The following is a 17,734-nucleotide window of genomic DNA, read 5'->3' as shown; positions in this document are numbered from 1 at the left end:
AAGCCCGTAAAATGGTTGAACTGTGACGAAAACCTGAAGCAAGTACGACTGGCGACAAAGTAAAAACCAGAAGATTTACCACCAGAAATTTTGAACGGTGCTGAAAACCACGCAGAACCAAAATACCTCGAAACAGTTTGAGCCAGAAGGTTTGACTACTTAATGTTTACGACAATGTAACTTCCTGGCCTGCATAAAACCTGACACTTTGCACGCTACAGAAAACCTGCACCCTTCCCCATCAACTGACAGACAGAAATGATGGAAAGGAAAACGATCTCTGCGCTGGCGCGGGAAAAGGAAACTGGTACGCTACCGCCTGCCAGCTTGGGAAAATCAAACAGCAAACAACGATTTTGATGCTGGCATAAAAGAAGGAATTAAAGACCAAACTCTATCGCCAGCTTGCAAAACGAAGACTACCGATTTCTTCTGCACATTTCGATAGAACAGACCAAAAAACTTCCAACTCTGGAAAACTCTCAGGTTTGCAACTCAGGTAGAAACACAGCAGCTAACGCCAATTTCAGGGGCGCCGCAGGCGTCCCCTGGAAATTTTTGTTAGCTGCATTAACACTGCACTATTTGTTAATAGCTGTTGTTAAATATTCTAATGTGGATTGCTCACTGTCAGAAATACCAATCCTAGTGTTTACACCCCATTCAGATGTATGAACTAACAGGTTTCTTGATTCAGATGTAGCCATAAAGGAGAAACGAATTATAATTGCAACTATTTTATTTTTCCCTTCAATGACATTTTGCCAAACATGATTATTTTCTTTTATAAAATCATCCATTTTCTTTTGTACGGAATAAACAAGAACCTGATCATTTCTTGTTACATATATATCGTTTTCTGGGTTAATTATCTTCGTTACATCAATAGCAATTATGCCTCTATGACTTGAGCCTAACTTTAATTTAAATATTTTTTCTAATTGATTTCTTGCTTTTCTTACATTTGGTCTAATTTTTTCGATATTTGTTACACGTTTACACTCAATCCATATTTTTCTATCATTAACTTTAACACCTGAATCAGATTGTGCGTCCAAGATTGCATAAATATCATCTTCTGGCTTATGCATTTTTGCCGTTAGAGTGGCTTCAAACAAAAAATTTCTTGCAGTGTTTGAGCTTTCAGTTTCACTCGATAACTCTATTGGACCATGTACCGATTTTTGTAGCTTTACAATTAGATCACTAAGCTCTGATTTTGACACATCTTTGAATGCAAGATATATATCAACGAAATCATTTATTTCATGCATCGCATTAACGAATGCTGGTAGTATTTTTATTTCATCTACTTTATTCGCATCTTTGTAGTTATCTTTCCAAAACCTGATGCATTTTTCATAATTTTTAGTTCGACCAGAACCTAGATTAACTCCAATATTTGCTAGCCATTCCAATGCCAAATAATAGTTTTTATATTTTATTTCATAAGTTTCCGTTGGTATTTTCATAAAAATTTTACAACCTGATCCAGCGATAAATTATGGAGCTAACGCCAAAATGTGCGGCGCCGTAGGCGTCCGGTGCGCAGCACGAACACGATTTTATTGTTAGCTGCGGAAGCCCGTAAAATGGTTAAACCTTGACTGAAACCTGAAGCAAGTACGACTGGCGACAAAGTAAAAACCAGAAGATTTACCACCAGAGATTTTGCACGCCGCTGCAAACCATGCGGACCCAAAATACCGCAAACCAGTTTGAACCAAAAGNCTAACGCCAAATTCAGCGGCGCAGCGTAGCGGAGTCCGCTGGAATTTTTTGTTAGCTGCGCACGCCCGTAAAATGGTTATACTGTGGCGTGAACTTGAAGCAAGTACGACTGGCGACAAAGTAAAAACCAGAAGATTTACAACCAGAGATTTTGAACGCTGCTGAAAACCAGACAGAACCCAAATACCTCGAAACAGTTTGAACCAGATGGTTTGACTACTCGATGTTTATGACGAAGTTACTTCCTGGATTGCAAAAAGCTTGAAACTTTGCACAGTACAAAAAACTGTTCCCTTCCCCACCAACTCACCGTCCAAAAAGATGGAAAGGGAAAATTGTTTCTGCTGACGCAGTAAAAGGATATTCGTACAATGGCGCTTGCCAGCTTGGTAAATAGCAAACAGAAAACGAGAATTTTGACGCTGGCATAAATGAAAGAATATACGACCAAGCTCTCTCGCCAGCTTGCAAAACGAAGACTGACGATTTCTTATGAACTTTTCGATAGACAGAACAAAAAAACTTCCAACGCAGTAAAACTCTCGGGTTTGCAATTCTGGTAGAACACAGCAGCTAACGCCAAATTCAGCGGCTGCCGGAGGCAGTCCGCTGGAATTTTTTGTTAGCTGCGGAAGCCCGTAAAATCTCTGTTTTTTGCCGAAAACCCGAAGCGAAACTACTCGCAACAACTGAAAACTTTCAGGTTTGACTACTCAAGATTGAGAACCTTGCTGAAAACTGCACAAAACAAAAATGCCAAAAACCAGTTTGAACCAGAAGGTTTGACGACTTGCAACAGCCGAGAACTCTCAGGTTTGATTGCTCAAGGTTGAGAGCAATGCTGAAAACTGCACATAACCAAAATGACAAAATTCAGTTTGAACCAGAAGATTTGACGACTGGAAGCAAACGACAATGTAGAAGCTGGCCTACACGAAACCTGACGTTGAACGATGTTGGCTTGCACAAAACCAGGCTGAACTGAATTCGACGGCCAGCCAGCACGATGTAAAAAACTCTCCAACAGGGAAAGTCTTTCTGTATTCCCGATGGAAAAAACCTCAGCGGAGAAAAGCCATCAGAATTTCACCGATAAAAACTATCAGCGAAGAAAATCTACCAGAATAAAACTCAGCAACGAAACAAGCAGCTAACGCTTTTATAAACGGCGCGCGYCTCCTTGCGCGTCCAGTGGAAGCCACGTGTTTTTGTGGCTGGAACGACGTTTGATAAACTTGTTATAGGGTAACACACGGAGTATTGAAGGCTTGGGAATACCTGTTATGTAGCAAAAGCGGGCATTAGACCACAGCAATATTGATTTTACTTCTACTATAAGATTGCGCCATAACATTTTGTTTTATCGTGGTTGATGACGTACGGGGATTATATAGTACTTGCTTGATCTGTTTTCCAGCCGATTTCAGATAACATTCGACTGCTAGATTATGGTGTTTGTTCCCCCAATCTTCGCCAATCACAAAAATATCAGCTTTCAGTTCTTTACAACCAGATACATACTCAAGTTCATCGTAAGGGCGCACAATATCAACACAGCGTAACGCTTTTAGCATTTCCATTCGTTGATCAAGCGGGATTACAGGGACATTAGGTTTGTAAGAATTTACAACACGGTCTGAAGCAACACCAACGGCCAGAACACCGCCTAGTGATTTACAGTATTCCAGTAAAGCCAAATGTCCCACATGCAATAAATCAAAAGTACCGACGGTATATATGATCATGCGTTATTTATTCCTCGAAAAAAAATGATTAGGGCTGTTTTATCGACAGTTTTACCAGTGCTTGCAGTGGTTACAAAAGCTTCCAGGCATAAATGCCTGTTATTCCAAGCGTGTAAAACACCAACAAAAAAACATTTCGTGGATTGCCCGAGAGCTTGGGTGTTTTAATTTGAGATACATTCAGTGCAGCAAGCCCTAGAGCACTGACATAAAAGATAATGGAGAATATTCCACTAGGAAGAACGCTTTCAAAAAGGAATATAAAAACCAGTACAATATTGTTGTTATCCAACGCTAGTCCTGTGTATTTAGATCCATCAGACAGGCCGAAGGTGCTGAAGTAACTTAAGCGAATAGCGCTTGCAGCGAGCACAATAAAAGCAACAGGTAGGAATACGGGGCTGAACTTGCCATAACTCAGCAAGAGAATAGCAGGTGCGACTCCGTAGCTGACAATATCTATAACCAGATCGAGTTGACCGCCAAAAACTCGGTCATTCCCGGTGCGCCCCTTCATTCTTCGTGCAACTAGGCCGTCGGCCCAGTCAAATGCAACGGCCCAGATCATGCCAACCATTGCTGCGTAGTAAGCACCAATAATACTGAAATAGATCGCTAATATTGTGCAGGCTAATCCGATAAGTGAGCACACATTAGGGAGATCTTTCACATAAGAAATAATGGCAGGCTGTAGCTCGTGAATTTCTTCGCTGCTTGTGGTCATTGGCGCTCCTAAAGGGCATAAATAAAAATAAACGGCACACCTAATTCACGATAAAAAACACGCACAGCATCTCTGAGCTCAAAACAACAGAGTTAAATTTAAAATTTGGCTGTTCTCATTAAGATTGAGAAACGGAAAAATTAGGTGCTATTAATCGCTTCTATTCGCTTGCTAGCAAATGGAAACGCAATTAAGGAGGATAGCGGCGTGTGGCCAGTAGGCTCGATAAGGAAAGACTAACAGGTCCAACTATACGCCCTATTTAGTCCGGCGAACAGAAATTTGATTTTTTATTTATGAGTCTTGTATAGATTGGGTTTTCTTAAGCGCTAGAAACACACTTTTGGAGAGATGATATTCATCGAATGAGGGCTGTCGTTCATGGTCGGGTAGGGGTTTAATTTCTCGTCCACGCTTTGAAACACTACCGTTAATGACTGTTATGGGTAAGGACTATCAGCTGCCCTATAACGCCAAAATGTGCGGCGCGCCGCAGGCGCGTCCGGTGCGCAGCACGAACACGATTTTTTTGTTAGGCTTTCAAAAATATGTCTCTAACGGTGTGCTAACTATTAGTTTAATGGAATCGATCTGTTGATTAAGCTTGGTTACTTCAGTTTGTAGAAATCCGATTTCTTTGTATAAATCAATTATTTGTTCATTTTTATTAATCATTTTGTCCTTTTGCTCTAAAACTACAGCCTCTAAATCTTTACATTTTTTTCGCAAACATAAAAGCTCTTCATCAGATTTTGTCTTTTCTGATTCTAGAGCTGCACATCTTTCAACGAGCAAAATTGTTTTGTCTTTACTTCCACCAATATTTGAAACCTTTCTTTTAGTTTGCCTTGATTTCTTTACAACTAATTCAGTATCTAAATCAATCTCAGGTGTGAGCTTTTGTTTTTCTACAATCTTTCTTCCGATTGTTCTCTTACCATGACTTTTATTTTTATCTGGTTTTTTTTTGTCAATTTCAATATGGCCAACTGTAGAATATAATTGCGCTGATTGTTCTACGTTCATAAATTTCAGATACTCAAAATAAACAAAATATAATCTGACTATGATAATAATGAATATTGTATTGCTATAAAGATTTTTTAAATTGGCTAAATTTGAAATATTTCAATAAATGTCAGATCGAAAGGCTAACGCTTACTAGACCAACCGCTTTGAGATACAGAATATCACCAAGCGATTTACAATATTTTATATGGTTTACTACTTCTTTAACCATATTTTATAAACGCCAAAGTAATGCCCATCTCTATGTTATTTATCATATTTCAAATAATTCACTTTGAGATTACACCAACTTATTGGCATTTGACCAATACCATTTTACTGCTAACTTTTCCTGTATAAAAAAACAGTGGAGAACCGGTATGGCAGAGCGGCTGTTAATACAGGTACAAAATAAAATTCGAGCACGTCATTACAGTATTCGTACTGAGCAAGCATATATTTATTGGATTAAAGCCTTTATTCGTTTTCATAAGTACCAGCATCCAAATACCATGGGGGATAGAGAGGTTACTGACTATCTCACCCATATTGCGGTTAAGAAACAGGTCGCTTCTAACACTCAAAACCAAGCGCTGTCGGCGATTCTATTCTTATACAGAGAAGTGCTTGATCGGCCGTTGGTTGGTATTGATGCTGTACGAGCAAAGCCTTCTCAGAAGTTACCTGTCGTTTTTACTCGTAATGAAGTAAGAACGATTCTTGAGCAAGTTGATGGGACTAATCGCTTGATGGTTCAGCTGCTTTATGGTTCCGGCCTTCGCTTAATGGAGGTTTTGCGTCTGCGCGTTAAAGATGTGAACTTTGACCACCATTGCATCATTGTTCGTGATGGGAAAGGCCGAAAGGATCGAGTCACTATTTTACCGGAACCGGTTGAGCCATCATTAAAGCAACAAATGCAAAAGACAAGACACTTTTATGAGATGGATCAAATTGATGGCCATCATGAGGTTTGGATGCCCAATGCCCTTGCAAAAAAGTACCCCAGCGAAGCAAAAAGTTATCACTGGCAGTATATTTTTCAATCTCCAAAGGTTTCTGTCGATCCAAGGTCCGGCTTAACCCGTCGCCATCATCTGAGCGATAGTCAGCTGCAGAATGTGGTGAAATCAGCTATCCGCTCTGCTGGTGTCGAAAAACACGCGTCCTGTCATACATTTCGCCACAGCTTTGCCACGCATTTACTTGAAGATGGCTACGATATACGTACAGTCCAGGAGTTATTGGGGCATAAAGACATTCGAACGACACAGATTTATACCCATGTGCTGAATAAAGGAGGCAATGCGGTTAAGAGCCCATTATCCAGACTGTAAAACAAACATCCACGCTACCGCCCTCGATTCCATCTTTTAGAGCATTCAGGTGAGGCAGTTGTCCTATAATTAATAATACATTACACATAGAGTGTTATAAATACGTCCAATTACGTTTATTTTATGAATTGTGCGACAGTGTTTGCAAAATCATCATAACAAGGCAGCCTATGTTTGGCTGCCCTATGTCGCTTGATTTTGAAGCGCTACTTTATTTCAAGCACCTGCTCTTCAATTTTCTTTTTCCAGATCTGCGGCCCTGTTATATGTACAGATTCCCCTCTGGAGTCAACCGCTACGGTTACAGGCATGTCTTCCACTTCAAACTCATAAATTGCTTCCATGCCAAGGTCTTCAAAAGCAATGACTTCTGCTTTTTTAACCGCCTTAGATACCAGATAAGCTGCACCACCAACAGCTATCAAATAGACCGATTCATTATCTTTGATGGCTTCAATAGCAACAGGGCCTCGCTCTGCTTTACCAATCATTCCGGCAAGGCCCGTTTCTTCCAACATGGTGCGGGTAAATTTATCCATTCGCGTTGATGTGGTGGGGCCTGCAGGACCAACGGCTTCATCACGCACCGGATCGACAGGGCCTACGTAGTAGATAAAGCGACCTTTCAAGTCTACCGGTAGTTCTTCACCCTTGGTGATCATGTCTACCATACGCTTATGTGCAGCATCACGGCCGGTGAGGATTTTTCCTGATAACAGTACAGTGTCGCCGGGTTGCCAGGTTTTGATTTCTTCATGGCTTAGGTTATCTACGTTAACCTTGCGTACGCCCTCGCCCATATCCATGCTGACTTCTGGATAATCATCAATATTAGGTGCTTTTTGATAAAATGGGCCATTACCATCAAGCGTAAAATGCGCATGTCGTGTAGCGGCACAGTTTGGAATCATGGCAACGGGTAAAGAGGCGGCATGTGTCGGATAATCTTTGATCTTAATATCCAGCACGGTGGTTAACCCACCCAGCCCCTGGGCACCAATACCCAGCTTGTTTACCTCATCCATAATTTCAAGACGAAGTTCTTCTACTCGGTTGCTTGGGCCTCGTTGACGCAGTTCATGGATATCAATCGGTTCCATTAAAGATTCTTTGGCCAGCAACATGGCTTTTTCTGCGGTACCGCCAATACCAATACCCAGCATGCCCGGTGGACACCAGCCAGCCCCCATCGTTGGTACCGTTTTCTTCACCCAATCGACAATGCTGTCTGATGGGTTCAGCATAACCATTTTCGATTTGTTTTCTGAGCCGCCACCCTTGGCCGCCAGTTCAATCTCTACGCTATCTCCTGGCACTAAGCTCATATGTATGACAGCGGGTGTGTTGTCTTTGGTATTTTTTCGAGCGCCGGCAGGATCTTCGAGCACAGAAGCTCGGAGGACATTATCAGGATGAGTGTAAGCGCGGCGAACACCTTCATTGATCAAATCATCCAGAGATCGCTCTGTTTCAAAGCGTACATTCATCCCAACTTTAACAAAGATGGTGACAATACCCGTGTCCTGACAAATCGGGCGCTTTCCCATTGCACACATGCGGGAGTTCACCAGAATCTGAGCCATGGCATCCTTTGCCGCTTTAGATTCTTCTTTCTGATAGGCTTCATACACCGCAGTGATGAAGTCAATTGGATGATAATAGGAGATAAATTGCAGCGCATCCGCAACGCTGAGAATGACATCATCTTCCCGGATCACAACACTCATTGGTATGTTTACCCCTTTTCCTGCGGGCGCTGCCCGACCACTGCGACTTGCAAACCCATTGGGTTCTTATTATTGCCGCCGATTATACCAATGGAAGTTAGTAATAAACATTGATAAACAGCATGAATTACCATGGAATGTCACTCTATATGAGAACGCTTCTCAAACAATCTATTGATTTGGCATTTAAGGTAACGTTCTAGTAGGAAAATCTGAATTCTATTTATTGCTGACAACCTTCTAGAAAACGATAGAATGCATCCGAAAGGGTTTAATACAGAGTTTTTTATGCCAGCCATCGAATTTCAAGGCCAGTGTTTTCAACTGGATGACAACGAAAACCTGTTGGACGGACTATTAAAGCAAAAAGCCAGCGTGCCGTTTTCTTGTCGCGCCGGAGTATGCCACTCCTGCCTTCTACAAGTTACAGAAGGTAAGCCACCAGCGGATAGTCAGCAATTCCTCACCGAGAAACAGACTGCCAAAGGTTTCATGCTGGCCTGTCAGGCACACGTTATTGAAGACATCACCGTTCGCTTACCCTTGAGAGATGAAGTTCCCGGGATCATCACTGGCCTCACTCAATTAAGCCCTACTGAAATCAGGTTAACCATGTCAACACGTCTCCCTTTTTCTATCAGCAAGGGCGATCAGGTTTATTTGGTTAACCATGAAGGTTTTGAAGGTCATTATCCAGTAGCAGACGTCAGTGACGACTTACTGATTATTGAATGTTTAATTGAAAGAAAAGCAGGCGGTGATCCGTTTAGTGCATGGGTTCACTCCGACGCACAAACTGGCCTCCGCCTGATGCTGATCAAGCAGAATTAGTTATCACTCACGAACAGGAAGTTCCGCCAGTATGTGGTCATTACCCATTTTGTCGGGATCAACACCCCTCTTGGAGAATTTTTCTTTTGCCATGCAGCCAGATTCTACGTTGATCAGACTGAACGCCGGCTGTCGTACCACCTCTTGATACGCGGTTTTGCCATCAGGCATTTCTGTTGAATAGGCCAGATATGCATCCACCAGCCCATGGGAATAATCAACGCCTTCGGTTTCAAAGCTTTTCAGTACGACCACTTCATCTGTTCTGCATCCTAACTCTAGCTGGTCACCAGACCGTAGGCTTTTGATAATGGCTGGGTGACGGCTACCTAATGGAAACTGGATATTTCCGTAGTATAATTTTTCACCGTCATCCTGAGTTTCAACCAGCACATCCCAGAAGGCCATTACATTTAGAAAATCACGACCGCTTTTATCTTTTACGACATTGTCCCGATGTTTGCCTTTATCCAGATAGGCACCCTTAGACTTGAAGCGCTGAGTAATGCTTTGGTCAAAGTTAAGGATTCTGGGGTCTTCTTCACTGTTGGCGATTTGATAGGCAATGGGCCGACCGGATACCTGATCACAGTTGTCACAGCTTGCAGATGAAGCCGTGCATGCGCTTTTCTCTTCAGCGCAAGGTAATTCTGCAATTGAATCACTGGGCTCAATCCATGTTTTTTCTGGTCTTGGCTTTATCGGCAAAACACTTCTCGCTCTTTTTTCTGGCAGCACGGTGTTTTCTTTCTTAGAAAGAACGGCAGAATTCGTCACCGGTACTGTCTCACTAACAACCGTTACCGGATTAGACACAATGACATTGCCAGCGCTTTTGGCTGTTTTATCCATCGTTATTGTTGACTGCTCAGCCGGTGCATTACCTTTTTGAGATTCTGCAATCTTTCTTTTCCGCTCTTCTCGCCGAGCAATAGCTCGATCAATGCGTGCTTGCTCTTTATCCTTCTCTGTTAATATAGGTTTCTCTGTGACTACAGACTTTGCTGGGGATTTATCTGCTGATATCACAACGACTGAATCCTGAATAACACTCGGTGATGCTGTGTCATCCATGCTGCCTGATTGTAACTGTGTTTCAGAAGGCGCTTCATTTATTTCAGTCAGCGCCACTGTCGGACCATTATCTTGTTCTTTGTCCTGTTCTAAATAAGGTTGATCAGCCACAATGTCTTCTACTGGAGTGATGATTTTTACCGTCACCTGATCTGTTTTTTCTAGCTTATCTCTGTTTAGAAGTGCATGGTCTGGTTTTTCCTTAACAACTGTTTCATCAATCGTTTTGCCTGATTTTATGACCGAATTGGTCACTAATATCGACTTATCATCCGATGGTGCATCCTTAGATTCAACCGTTGATACAACCCGGGTTGTGTCGCTCGTTTCAGGAGTAGCAAGTGGCACAATCACCTCTGAGGACAGTGCATCGTCATACTCATTGATAACCACCACATCCTCGTTCAACCGACGTTCCGCTATTCGTAGATCAATAAACTGTAACAACCTATCCGTTTGAGCGGGGTCCCCCAGATCCAGACACGCCACCTGATCATGATACTTAAAGGATTCCGATACGCTTAAGCCATGATCACACCCTTTTTTTACTTTTTCCTGACAGGCTTTCGAAGGTAGCTTGTCGATGTGATTGTTTTTATTCTCTTTAGTTAATGCATAGGGTATCTGATGATGCCTGCTGTCTTTATCCGCTGCCATCACACCTGCAGACGACAAGGCTACGATAATTGAACCCGCTAACATTGATAGTGAAAACGTTGCACCCCGGGCGGATTTCTTACTCTTATTCGGCTCCATAGGATTTACACCTTTACATTTTTTAAGTAATACAAATCGACTGCCGTACAACTGACCAAGCTAGCTTTTCGCCACTGATCCGTTGTGTGGTTTGAGAATAGACCAAGAAAATCATTCAGCCATAAAGAACATTTTTTTAATCTATTGTGTGATGTCACACCGTTATATAATCGGCTAATGGGAGATAATGAAGCCATCGGGTTGAGCTTAAGCTCAGACCAACAGTCTGATTGAGGAAGCGATGCATGAGCATGAGAGAGAAAATCATAAGTAAACTGAATGACACCTTTCCTATCAGCTTTCTTGATGTGATGGACGAGAGTCATATGCACAACACCCCACCAGGGTCTGAATCGCATTTCAAGGCGGTGATCGTCAGTGAGTTATTTAAAGGCAAGCTGCCGGTAAAACGGCATCAGTTAATATATGGCGCTTTGGCTGATGAGATGAGAGACAGTATTCACGCACTGGCATTACATACCTATACTCCGGATGAATGGCAGGCTCGTGAGCAGGCAGCACCGGACACACCGGACTGCCGTGGCGGGGGCAAAAAATAGATTTATTTTGACGTTGTCGTATGGAGACCACACTCGCGGTTTCCATATACTTTAGTAGGGTCGTAATAATCTTCTTCAAGGGGAAGATCCTGGGTAACCAGATACTCTTCCACATCAAGTTCGTTCCAATTCAGTACCGGTGCCACACGTAGATAGCCGTCATTGGTCTTACTGACTACTTCCAACCCTTTACGAAAATCCGTCTGATCTTTTCGAATCGCGGTCAGCCAAACGTCTGGCGCCACTGTTTTCATGGCTCGAGCAAAAGGTTCCAGCTTTACTTGTCGGGTAAATTCATCATGCTCTGGTGTATCCACTTCCGGAACACCACCATAAATCGCATCCCGAAAACCACGACTGTATTCCGGATGGAATACCTGAATATTCAAATTCAGCTGTTTTATCAGCTGATCAGCAAAGCGATAGGTGGCTTTTGTGCCATAACCGGAGTCGATCCAAATGACCGGGATATCTGGTTTAATCTGTACAGCCAAGTGAAGAATGGCCGCTTCATGAGGGCCAAAGTTAGTGGTCAACACTGGGTTCTTTGCCTGATCCAATGCCCACTGAATGATAAAAGCAGGATCCTTCGATGACAGTTCCTGATTAATTGACTCCAGTTGCATAACGCCCTCTGTATAATATTTTTCCAAGAACTATAAAACTCACCATATATAACTACAAAGACTTATATGTACTATAAATATTCCTGAACTTAATTATACCCATCGTCTTTGTTGGCTGCGTGCACTCACCCCGATCACTTACTATCTGTCAGCTCACGGGACCCGAGGGGCTAAAGGCTTCGCTCTCTTGCCGCCACGCAGTAACTTTAAATCCTTTGGTTATAAGCTATTTCGGTCTTCCGCACTTTCCCTTAGAATTGCCGCACACTAAACCATTTTTTCCCATTTTTCGCTGTAGGGATCACTATGAAGTTTCGACGCATTCCATGCCTCTCATTGCTATTGCTGGCATTAACGGCCCAGGCTCAAGCCAATAATTTCCATCTGGTCACTGAAAGCTTTCCGCCATTGAATATGACGAATAATGGCACCTCCTTTGCCCGGAACGACCGGGTATCAGGGTTCGCCACTGACATTATGAGAAAGCTGTTCGAGTCCTCAGGGTATACCACCGAGTTCACATTAATGAGCGATTGGGATAAAGCCTTTAACAGCGCCAAAGACAAGCCTGCTTATGGCGTCTACTCCGCATTCCGCACGCCGGAACGTGAAGAGCATTTTCAATGGGTCGGCCCGCTGTACCATGAAGACTGGGTGATTCTCGCGTTGGCGGACAGTGACATCAGCGTCAGCTCTCTGGCTGATTTGAAGAACTTCAAAGTGGGCTCCTATGAATACGATGGCATCTCGGATTACCTGATTGAACAACAGGTAAATATGGAACAAGCCAAAAGCGATGCTCTGAACGTTGTTAAGTTAAAGCTTGGTAAAATTCAGCTATGGGCATCCAGCTCTCTGACCGGGCCTTATGTCGCCTCCAACTTCAGAGTACCGGTGAAATCCGTATTTAAAATCAATGAAAGCAGTCTGTGGCTGGCCATGTACAAGGACACAGACCCTGCCGTGGTGGAGAAGCTAAACAATCAGTTAAAGTTAATGCACGAAAGTGGTGAAATTCAACAACTGATTGCTAGCTATAACGGGTAATCCATCAACATATGGCCATGGTCTTATTGGAAGACCATGGCTGCTCATGCTCACTCCTTTAGTACACGTCGATATACGGCACACTGCTTACCAAAGCGATCCGAACGCTGCTGCCAGAACATAGAAGCCCGCTGATTCAGGTAATGATCGAGAGCCTGTTGATTCTTCACTCGATACCGGACCGATATACCTTGTGAAAATGGTCGTTCAACCAGTCGGTCATCGTCCACCAAATTCATAATCTCAGCGCTTTCAAACCCTTCTTCTCCCAGCATCTGGGCAACATGTCCTTTTTGCCACTCACGGTAGTCGTCTGCAATTTCATCATCCACCAAACAATTCACTTCATAAATAATCATGTATCACCCTCTGGCTCTCTGCTTAACGAGCAAGAAAATAATAGTGAAAAAAGTGAACATCGGTGGTTAAAGTTTACGCACGATATTAATGCCGTGCCGGACAGGCAGTAGCAAGTTTTCCAGCCCCGGGTGCTCGTAGACATAACGGTTCAAATCGGCAATCACTTGATCTCGTTCTTCCTGCGGGTCAAGCACCTTGCCTTTCCAGAGCGCATCATCAATCACCACGATGCCGCCTGAATTCATCATGGGCAACACCAAATCCAGATAATGGCGGTATTTTTTCTTGTCCGCATCCAGAAAGACCAAATCAATTTTTCCAGAAATCTGTGGAATGGTATCCAGTGCCAAGCCGAACAGCACTTTGATTTTATGCCCGTGCTCAGAGCGATCAAAAAACTCCTGTCCAATACTGATGGAACGAGGATTTGTTTCACAGGCATAAACGACACCGTCTTCTGGCAATCCTTCGGCCATGGAGAGAGCCGCATAACCGGTAAACATTCCGATTTCCAACACAGTTTTACTGCGGCTGAGCTGCACCAGCATTTTCAGAGTCTGCCCCACCAGCTTGCCGGAAAGGTTGAGCGGATAACGGGTTCGGTCGGCCGTTGCCTGCGCTAGTTCTGCTAACAGGGCGGATTCACCAGACGTAAGATTCTGGCAGTAGTCCTCAATGGCCGGATCAACGATTGAATCCATGCAGTTCACCTTTGGAGATTGATCATGCCGGGCTATTCCATCATGCTAAGTCGACAAATTGCTCAACAAAAACAGCGGATTCTAAGCGAGCAGGTCATGTCAGGAAAGCCTATTATCGAGATTGAGTACTGCAGCCAGTGTCAGTGGTTACTTCGTTCCGCCTGGTTAGCCCAGGAACTGCTCAGTACATTCAGCACGGATATTGGTGAAGTGCGTTTGAAGCCGGGTACCGGTGGTATTTTTGTCATACGACTGAACGGTGAAGAAATCTGGGAGCGGAAGAAAGACAATGGCTTCCCACAACCAAAAATCATCAAACAAAAGGTTAGGGATGTCATCGCGCCAGAAAGAGATCTTGGTCATAACGATCGGTAAACATTCAGGCAGCCAATAAGTATCCAACCATATGAACCCCTATTTTCTGATTTAGTGGTCAGCCAATCCACTCGGCCAACTACTTAGGGAAGTGGCATTGAAGAAAATACCAGTACACGTCATTCTCGCGAAGGAGGTTGTCGCAAAACCCCAAACATCTCGTTCCCATGCTCCGCGTGGGAATGCATATTTCTTAATTTTCAAAGAGATAGACATATAGGTTCCCACGCAAAGCATGGGAACCAGGGCTTTTGCGACAGCCTCGAAGGCGGGAATCCACCACGACAGTGGATCTCCGCCTTCGCGGAGATGACGCCGGTATAATCTTCCCTTCCAGTTCCCTTAGCACGTCAATATTGGCTGCCAGTACACAGGACTTTTTATAAAATGAAACTTAATGCGTGACTTACGTTCAAAGGTATTATTTATTTTGATCAGGTAAAGCACTTCACAATGGAATCCACTATTCGCATCAATCCTGACCTTAAAGTTTTTTATACTCCCTTGCCAAAAGATGAGACCTCCGGCGACGCGAAAGAAAAAAAGCTCAATAAAGCTCTGCAACGAAGCAATTCCACAAAACTAAAGAAATTTGTTGAACCAAGCCGCTAAACCAAAACTCATTTGAAACATACGGTTCTAAATGAGCAGATAAATTGATCCAAAGCATGAAACGAAAAACGATTCAAGACGTATAATTACAGATCATTTTTTGCCATAACGAATAAGGATAGATTGCGCTTAGCCGCAATCTTATCCGGTTGTTGCACAAGCCCGGATTGATTTCTGGTGAGGGTGGTCTATAGAAGTTTTCTTTTTTGGTGGAGATCAAATCAGAGCGTTTATATTGAACTCTCTTTATTCAGAATGAGCGTTACCCGACCACTGCATTACGTAGTCTGGCGTCTGATTTCCCCAGGGCTTACGCATCAAATAAGCACTATAGAACTCAATAGTTCCTCAAGCTTGTCATTGTCCCAACCCGCAGCTAACCGTTTCAGTTTTATACTGTCGTTGGTTTCCGTGTCCTGAGTGTGGATATTCAGTGCTATTCGGTTAAGGATCGAGACGTTCTCAATGGCGCAATTATTGGTAGTCTGATTTTTATCTTCGCCAAAAGCAACGTCAAGCCTCCAGTGAAGTTTGTGGTGAGTAGACCGAGGGAACCTCCCCCTCAGCCTCTCGCAGACACGTACGTGAACCTCTCAGCTCATACGGCTCCCATCAGGCAAAACCACCTACCATTCCTGCTCTCCAATGAGCAAATAAACGGGGACAACGCTTTGAAATCTCTTCCAGAAATTTCATCGCTCTTGTCTTTCGATGACGCAGAGGCTTAAATTTCCGCCTTGCCCATCTTACCAGTGCTTTATTCAGGTGCCTGAACACGCTATACAATGCCGATCGATAATAKCGCCCATAGTACGCCAGCCAACCTGACARCATAGGGTTCAACCAACCCGCCAATTGCGCTATGTTCAAATCCGTTCGCATTCTGATACACATCTTGCGAATTTTGCGTCGCATGGCTTTTTGATTTACCTTGCTGACCGCTGGCGTAAAGCTCACAAAGAGACTGTTATGCTTACGGTTTTTGCAAAGCCTTCGCCTGAAGGTGTAACCCAGAAAGTCAAATGTCGTGTTTTCATATACCCCCTTCCGCTGACCATCTTTACAGTACACGATCTTGGTCTTCTGAGGGTGAAGCTCAAGCCCACATTGCCTGAACCTCTTCTCAAGCAGCTCCAGTAGTGTTTTCGCCTGAGCCTCACTCTTGCAATGTGCCAARCCGTCATCAGCGTACCTGCACCACGGGATATTCGGGTGGTGTTTCTGCATCCATTTATCAAATACATAATGCAGGAACAGATTACTGAGAACCGGACTGATAACACCTCCCTGAGGAGTGCCCTTGATTCTCTCAGTTAATTCACCATCCGCTTGCTGTAACGGCGCTGTCAGCCAGCGCTCAATATACAGTATCACCCACGGGTTACTGGTATGCTTACGAACTGCCGTCATCAACAGATGATGAGGAATGTTGTCAAACAGACCTTTGATATCAAATTCCAGAACCCAGTCGTATTCCCAGCAGCGTCTCCGTGTTACTCCTATTGCATCTAATGCCGACCTGCTTGGTCTGTAACCATAGGAATGAGGAAGGAAAYAGGGTTCAACCTGAGGTTCAAACTCCAGTTTCACCACCATCTGAGCAATACGGTCTTCAACCGTTGGTATACCCAGAATACGTTCACCTCCCGACTTCTTTGGTATCGCGACCGCYTTCACTGGCGATGGAAAATAACTGCCAGACGACATCCGGTTCCAGAGTTTATAAAGGTTATCCTTCAAGTTTGTTTCATAGTCARCCAATGACTGATCATCAACACCTGCGGCTCCCTTGTTGGCTTTCACCAACTCGAAAGCCCTTCGCACCTTCCATTTATCAATGGTAAATGGCTTCGCTTTCACTCGGCATCTCCTCCTGTCAACGACAGTTGTATGCCAACCAAAAGCAGCCTGACGCTGCCCCTTTGCTCCGTACCCATTACAGGCACATCCTCGCTACTACGGGCAGCTCCGCCCCTGTATCACGCATCGGTACTCTCATACTCATCAATTCAGTGACTTGTACTTCTCCCTTAAACATCGTGATGACAGGTTCCCGCAGTTCCCACGTAAAGCCCAATACAGAGTCGTGCCCACTATACGCCGGACACCGCTTGCACAGCATTCGGAATTCACTTGCAAACTGATCCCGGGAGATAGAAACGCCCCCGGTTTTGATGTCAGTCTCTGGATTACGACGCGTCCACATAGGTTCGCTTTAACTCACCTCTCTGTATCACACCTGACAACCTCATGGGTTGCCGTTTCCTCAACGCTCACTACCAATGCTCTTTACACCAGCAGCTTGAGGCGGTTTGGAGCCGGTTTCCGACAACAGACTCCGGTGGGTCTACCACCATCTCTCCGTGAGCTTTTCACAACTCAGCTGCTTATCCTTATGCAGCCAATTTGTGTACCTGCGGCACACTCTCCACCTCCCAGTGCTTACGGGCAATGTCCAGTACCTCTGCAGCACTGAGCTGTTTGCTCATGATGTAATAATGTACCTCCGTAGTGACTTTA

16 protein-coding genes are annotated in these 17,734 nt (G+C 43.9%); 6 read left to right on the top strand and 10 right to left on the bottom strand.

What is annotated here, in order from left to right; genetic code table 11:
- Window positions 1-581: 581 nt before the first annotated feature.
- The 4 genes from AKL11_RS22260 to AKL11_RS22240 form a co-directional block, all read right to left on the bottom strand.
- Entirely contained in the window at window positions 582-1,472 is an 891-nt protein-coding gene (locus AKL11_RS22260; protein ID WP_067522115.1) for a hypothetical protein, read from the bottom strand.
- 1,560 nt (window positions 1,473-3,032) lie between these two features.
- Window positions 3,033-3,476 (bottom strand): FAD synthase family protein, encoded by a 444-nt coding sequence (locus AKL11_RS22250; protein ID WP_067522111.1) that lies wholly within the window; start codon window positions 3,474-3,476, stop codon window positions 3,033-3,035.
- Window positions 3,477-3,546: 70 nt separating this feature from the next.
- Entirely contained in the window at window positions 3,547-4,200 is a 654-nt protein-coding gene (locus AKL11_RS22245; protein WP_067522109.1) for a CDP-alcohol phosphatidyltransferase family protein, read from the bottom strand.
- 540 nt (window positions 4,201-4,740) lie between these two features.
- Window positions 4,741-5,226 (bottom strand): hypothetical protein, encoded by a 486-nt coding sequence (locus AKL11_RS22240; protein ID WP_067522107.1) that lies wholly within the window; start codon window positions 5,224-5,226, stop codon window positions 4,741-4,743.
- Between the two features lie 362 nt (window positions 5,227-5,588).
- Between AKL11_RS22240 and AKL11_RS22235 the strand changes: the two genes are divergently transcribed.
- On the top strand, window positions 5,589-6,545 hold the full coding sequence (locus tag AKL11_RS22235) for an integron integrase (RefSeq protein ID WP_067522105.1): 957 nt from the start codon (window positions 5,589-5,591) through the stop codon (window positions 6,543-6,545).
- Window positions 6,546-6,751: 206 nt separating this feature from the next.
- Here AKL11_RS22235 and AKL11_RS22230 read toward each other — a convergent pair whose 3' ends face one another.
- Window positions 6,752-8,272, bottom strand: coding sequence for a fumarate hydratase (locus tag AKL11_RS22230; RefSeq protein ID WP_067522103.1), 1,521 nt, complete (start codon window positions 8,270-8,272; stop codon window positions 6,752-6,754).
- Window positions 8,273-8,560: 288 nt separating this feature from the next.
- Between AKL11_RS22230 and AKL11_RS22225 the strand changes: the two genes are divergently transcribed.
- Window positions 8,561-9,103, top strand: coding sequence for a 2Fe-2S iron-sulfur cluster-binding protein (locus AKL11_RS22225; protein WP_067522101.1), 543 nt, complete (start codon window positions 8,561-8,563; stop codon window positions 9,101-9,103).
- A gap of 3 nt (window positions 9,104-9,106) precedes the next feature.
- Here AKL11_RS22225 and AKL11_RS22220 read toward each other — a convergent pair whose 3' ends face one another.
- A complete protein-coding gene (locus AKL11_RS22220; protein WP_067522098.1) occupies window positions 9,107-10,933 on the bottom strand; it encodes a hypothetical protein in 1,827 nt (608 codons plus the stop codon).
- Between the two features lie 245 nt (window positions 10,934-11,178).
- Between AKL11_RS22220 and AKL11_RS22215 the strand changes: the two genes are divergently transcribed.
- A complete protein-coding gene (locus AKL11_RS22215) occupies window positions 11,179-11,493 on the top strand; it encodes a BolA family protein (protein WP_067522096.1) in 315 nt (104 codons plus the stop codon).
- A 2-nt stretch (window positions 11,494-11,495) separates the two neighbouring features.
- On the opposite strand, the gene AKL11_RS22210 is transcribed toward AKL11_RS22215, so the two are convergent.
- Window positions 11,496-12,119: a phosphoadenosine phosphosulfate reductase domain-containing protein gene (locus AKL11_RS22210; protein WP_067522094.1), complete on the bottom strand. Its 624-nt coding sequence runs from the start codon at window positions 12,117-12,119 to the stop codon at window positions 11,496-11,498.
- Window positions 12,120-12,425: 306 nt separating this feature from the next.
- Here AKL11_RS22210 and AKL11_RS22205 point away from each other — a divergent pair, with 306 nt between their 5' ends.
- Entirely contained in the window at window positions 12,426-13,166 is a 741-nt protein-coding gene (locus AKL11_RS22205; protein WP_067522092.1) for a substrate-binding periplasmic protein, read from the top strand.
- Window positions 13,167-13,216: 50 nt separating this feature from the next.
- Here AKL11_RS22205 and AKL11_RS22200 read toward each other — a convergent pair whose 3' ends face one another.
- Both AKL11_RS22200 and AKL11_RS22195 read right to left on the bottom strand, forming a co-directional pair.
- A complete protein-coding gene (locus tag AKL11_RS22200; RefSeq protein WP_067522090.1) occupies window positions 13,217-13,525 on the bottom strand; it encodes a DUF4286 family protein in 309 nt (102 codons plus the stop codon).
- Window positions 13,526-13,591: 66 nt separating this feature from the next.
- Entirely contained in the window at window positions 13,592-14,227 is a 636-nt protein-coding gene (locus tag AKL11_RS22195; protein WP_067522088.1) for an O-methyltransferase, read from the bottom strand.
- A 96-nt stretch (window positions 14,228-14,323) separates the two neighbouring features.
- Here AKL11_RS22195 and AKL11_RS22190 point away from each other — a divergent pair, with 96 nt between their 5' ends.
- Window positions 14,324-14,602, top strand: a complete 279-nt coding sequence (locus tag AKL11_RS22190; protein WP_067522154.1) for an Rdx family protein — start codon at window positions 14,324-14,326, stop codon at window positions 14,600-14,602.
- A gap of 453 nt (window positions 14,603-15,055) precedes the next feature.
- The gene (locus AKL11_RS25405) at window positions 15,056-15,214 is read left to right on the top strand and encodes a hypothetical protein (RefSeq protein ID WP_157673721.1); all 159 of its coding nucleotides are present in this window, start codon (window positions 15,056-15,058) and stop codon (window positions 15,212-15,214) included.
- 612 nt (window positions 15,215-15,826) lie between these two features.
- Here AKL11_RS25405 and ltrA read toward each other — a convergent pair.
- Entirely contained in the window at window positions 15,827-17,074 is a 1,248-nt protein-coding gene (gene ltrA / locus AKL11_RS22185) for a group II intron reverse transcriptase/maturase (protein WP_067522086.1), read from the bottom strand.
- Window positions 17,075-17,734 lie beyond the last annotated feature (660 nt).

The sequence above is a fragment of the Endozoicomonas ascidiicola genome (assembly GCF_001646945.1).
Lineage (GTDB): Bacteria > Pseudomonadota > Gammaproteobacteria > Pseudomonadales > Endozoicomonadaceae > Endozoicomonas > Endozoicomonas ascidiicola.
Note: the sequence above shows the minus strand (reverse complement) of the source record. Positions and strands in the feature narration are given on the sequence as shown.

Coding starts and splice junctions, on each gene's coding strand:
- AKL11_RS25405 (WP_157673721.1), top strand. CDS start 15,056: ATGGAATCCACTATTCGCATCAATCCTGACCTTAAAGTTTTTTATACT.
- AKL11_RS22210 (WP_067522094.1), bottom strand. CDS start 12,119: ATGCAACTGGAGTCAATTAATCAGGAACTGTCATCGAAGGATCCTGCT.
- AKL11_RS22195 (WP_067522088.1), bottom strand. CDS start 14,227: ATGGATTCAATCGTTGATCCGGCCATTGAGGACTACTGCCAGAATCTT.
- AKL11_RS22215 (WP_067522096.1), top strand. CDS start 11,179: ATGAGCATGAGAGAGAAAATCATAAGTAAACTGAATGACACCTTTCCT.
- AKL11_RS22230 (WP_067522103.1), bottom strand. CDS start 8,272: ATGAGTGTTGTGATCCGGGAAGATGATGTCATTCTCAGCGTTGCGGAT.
- AKL11_RS22235 (WP_067522105.1), top strand. CDS start 5,589: ATGGCAGAGCGGCTGTTAATACAGGTACAAAATAAAATTCGAGCACGT.
- AKL11_RS22225 (WP_067522101.1), top strand. CDS start 8,561: ATGCCAGCCATCGAATTTCAAGGCCAGTGTTTTCAACTGGATGACAAC.
- AKL11_RS22205 (WP_067522092.1), top strand. CDS start 12,426: ATGAAGTTTCGACGCATTCCATGCCTCTCATTGCTATTGCTGGCATTA.
- AKL11_RS22260 (WP_067522115.1), bottom strand. CDS start 1,472: ATGAAAATACCAACGGAAACTTATGAAATAAAATATAAAAACTATTAT.
- AKL11_RS22240 (WP_067522107.1), bottom strand. CDS start 5,226: ATGAACGTAGAACAATCAGCGCAATTATATTCTACAGTTGGCCATATT.
- AKL11_RS22250 (WP_067522111.1), bottom strand. CDS start 3,476: ATGATCATATATACCGTCGGTACTTTTGATTTATTGCATGTGGGACAT.
- AKL11_RS22220 (WP_067522098.1), bottom strand. CDS start 10,933: ATGGAGCCGAATAAGAGTAAGAAATCCGCCCGGGGTGCAACGTTTTCA.
- AKL11_RS22245 (WP_067522109.1), bottom strand. CDS start 4,200: ATGACCACAAGCAGCGAAGAAATTCACGAGCTACAGCCTGCCATTATT.
- AKL11_RS22200 (WP_067522090.1), bottom strand. CDS start 13,525: ATGATTATTTATGAAGTGAATTGTTTGGTGGATGATGAAATTGCAGAC.
- AKL11_RS22190 (WP_067522154.1), top strand. CDS start 14,324: ATGTCAGGAAAGCCTATTATCGAGATTGAGTACTGCAGCCAGTGTCAG.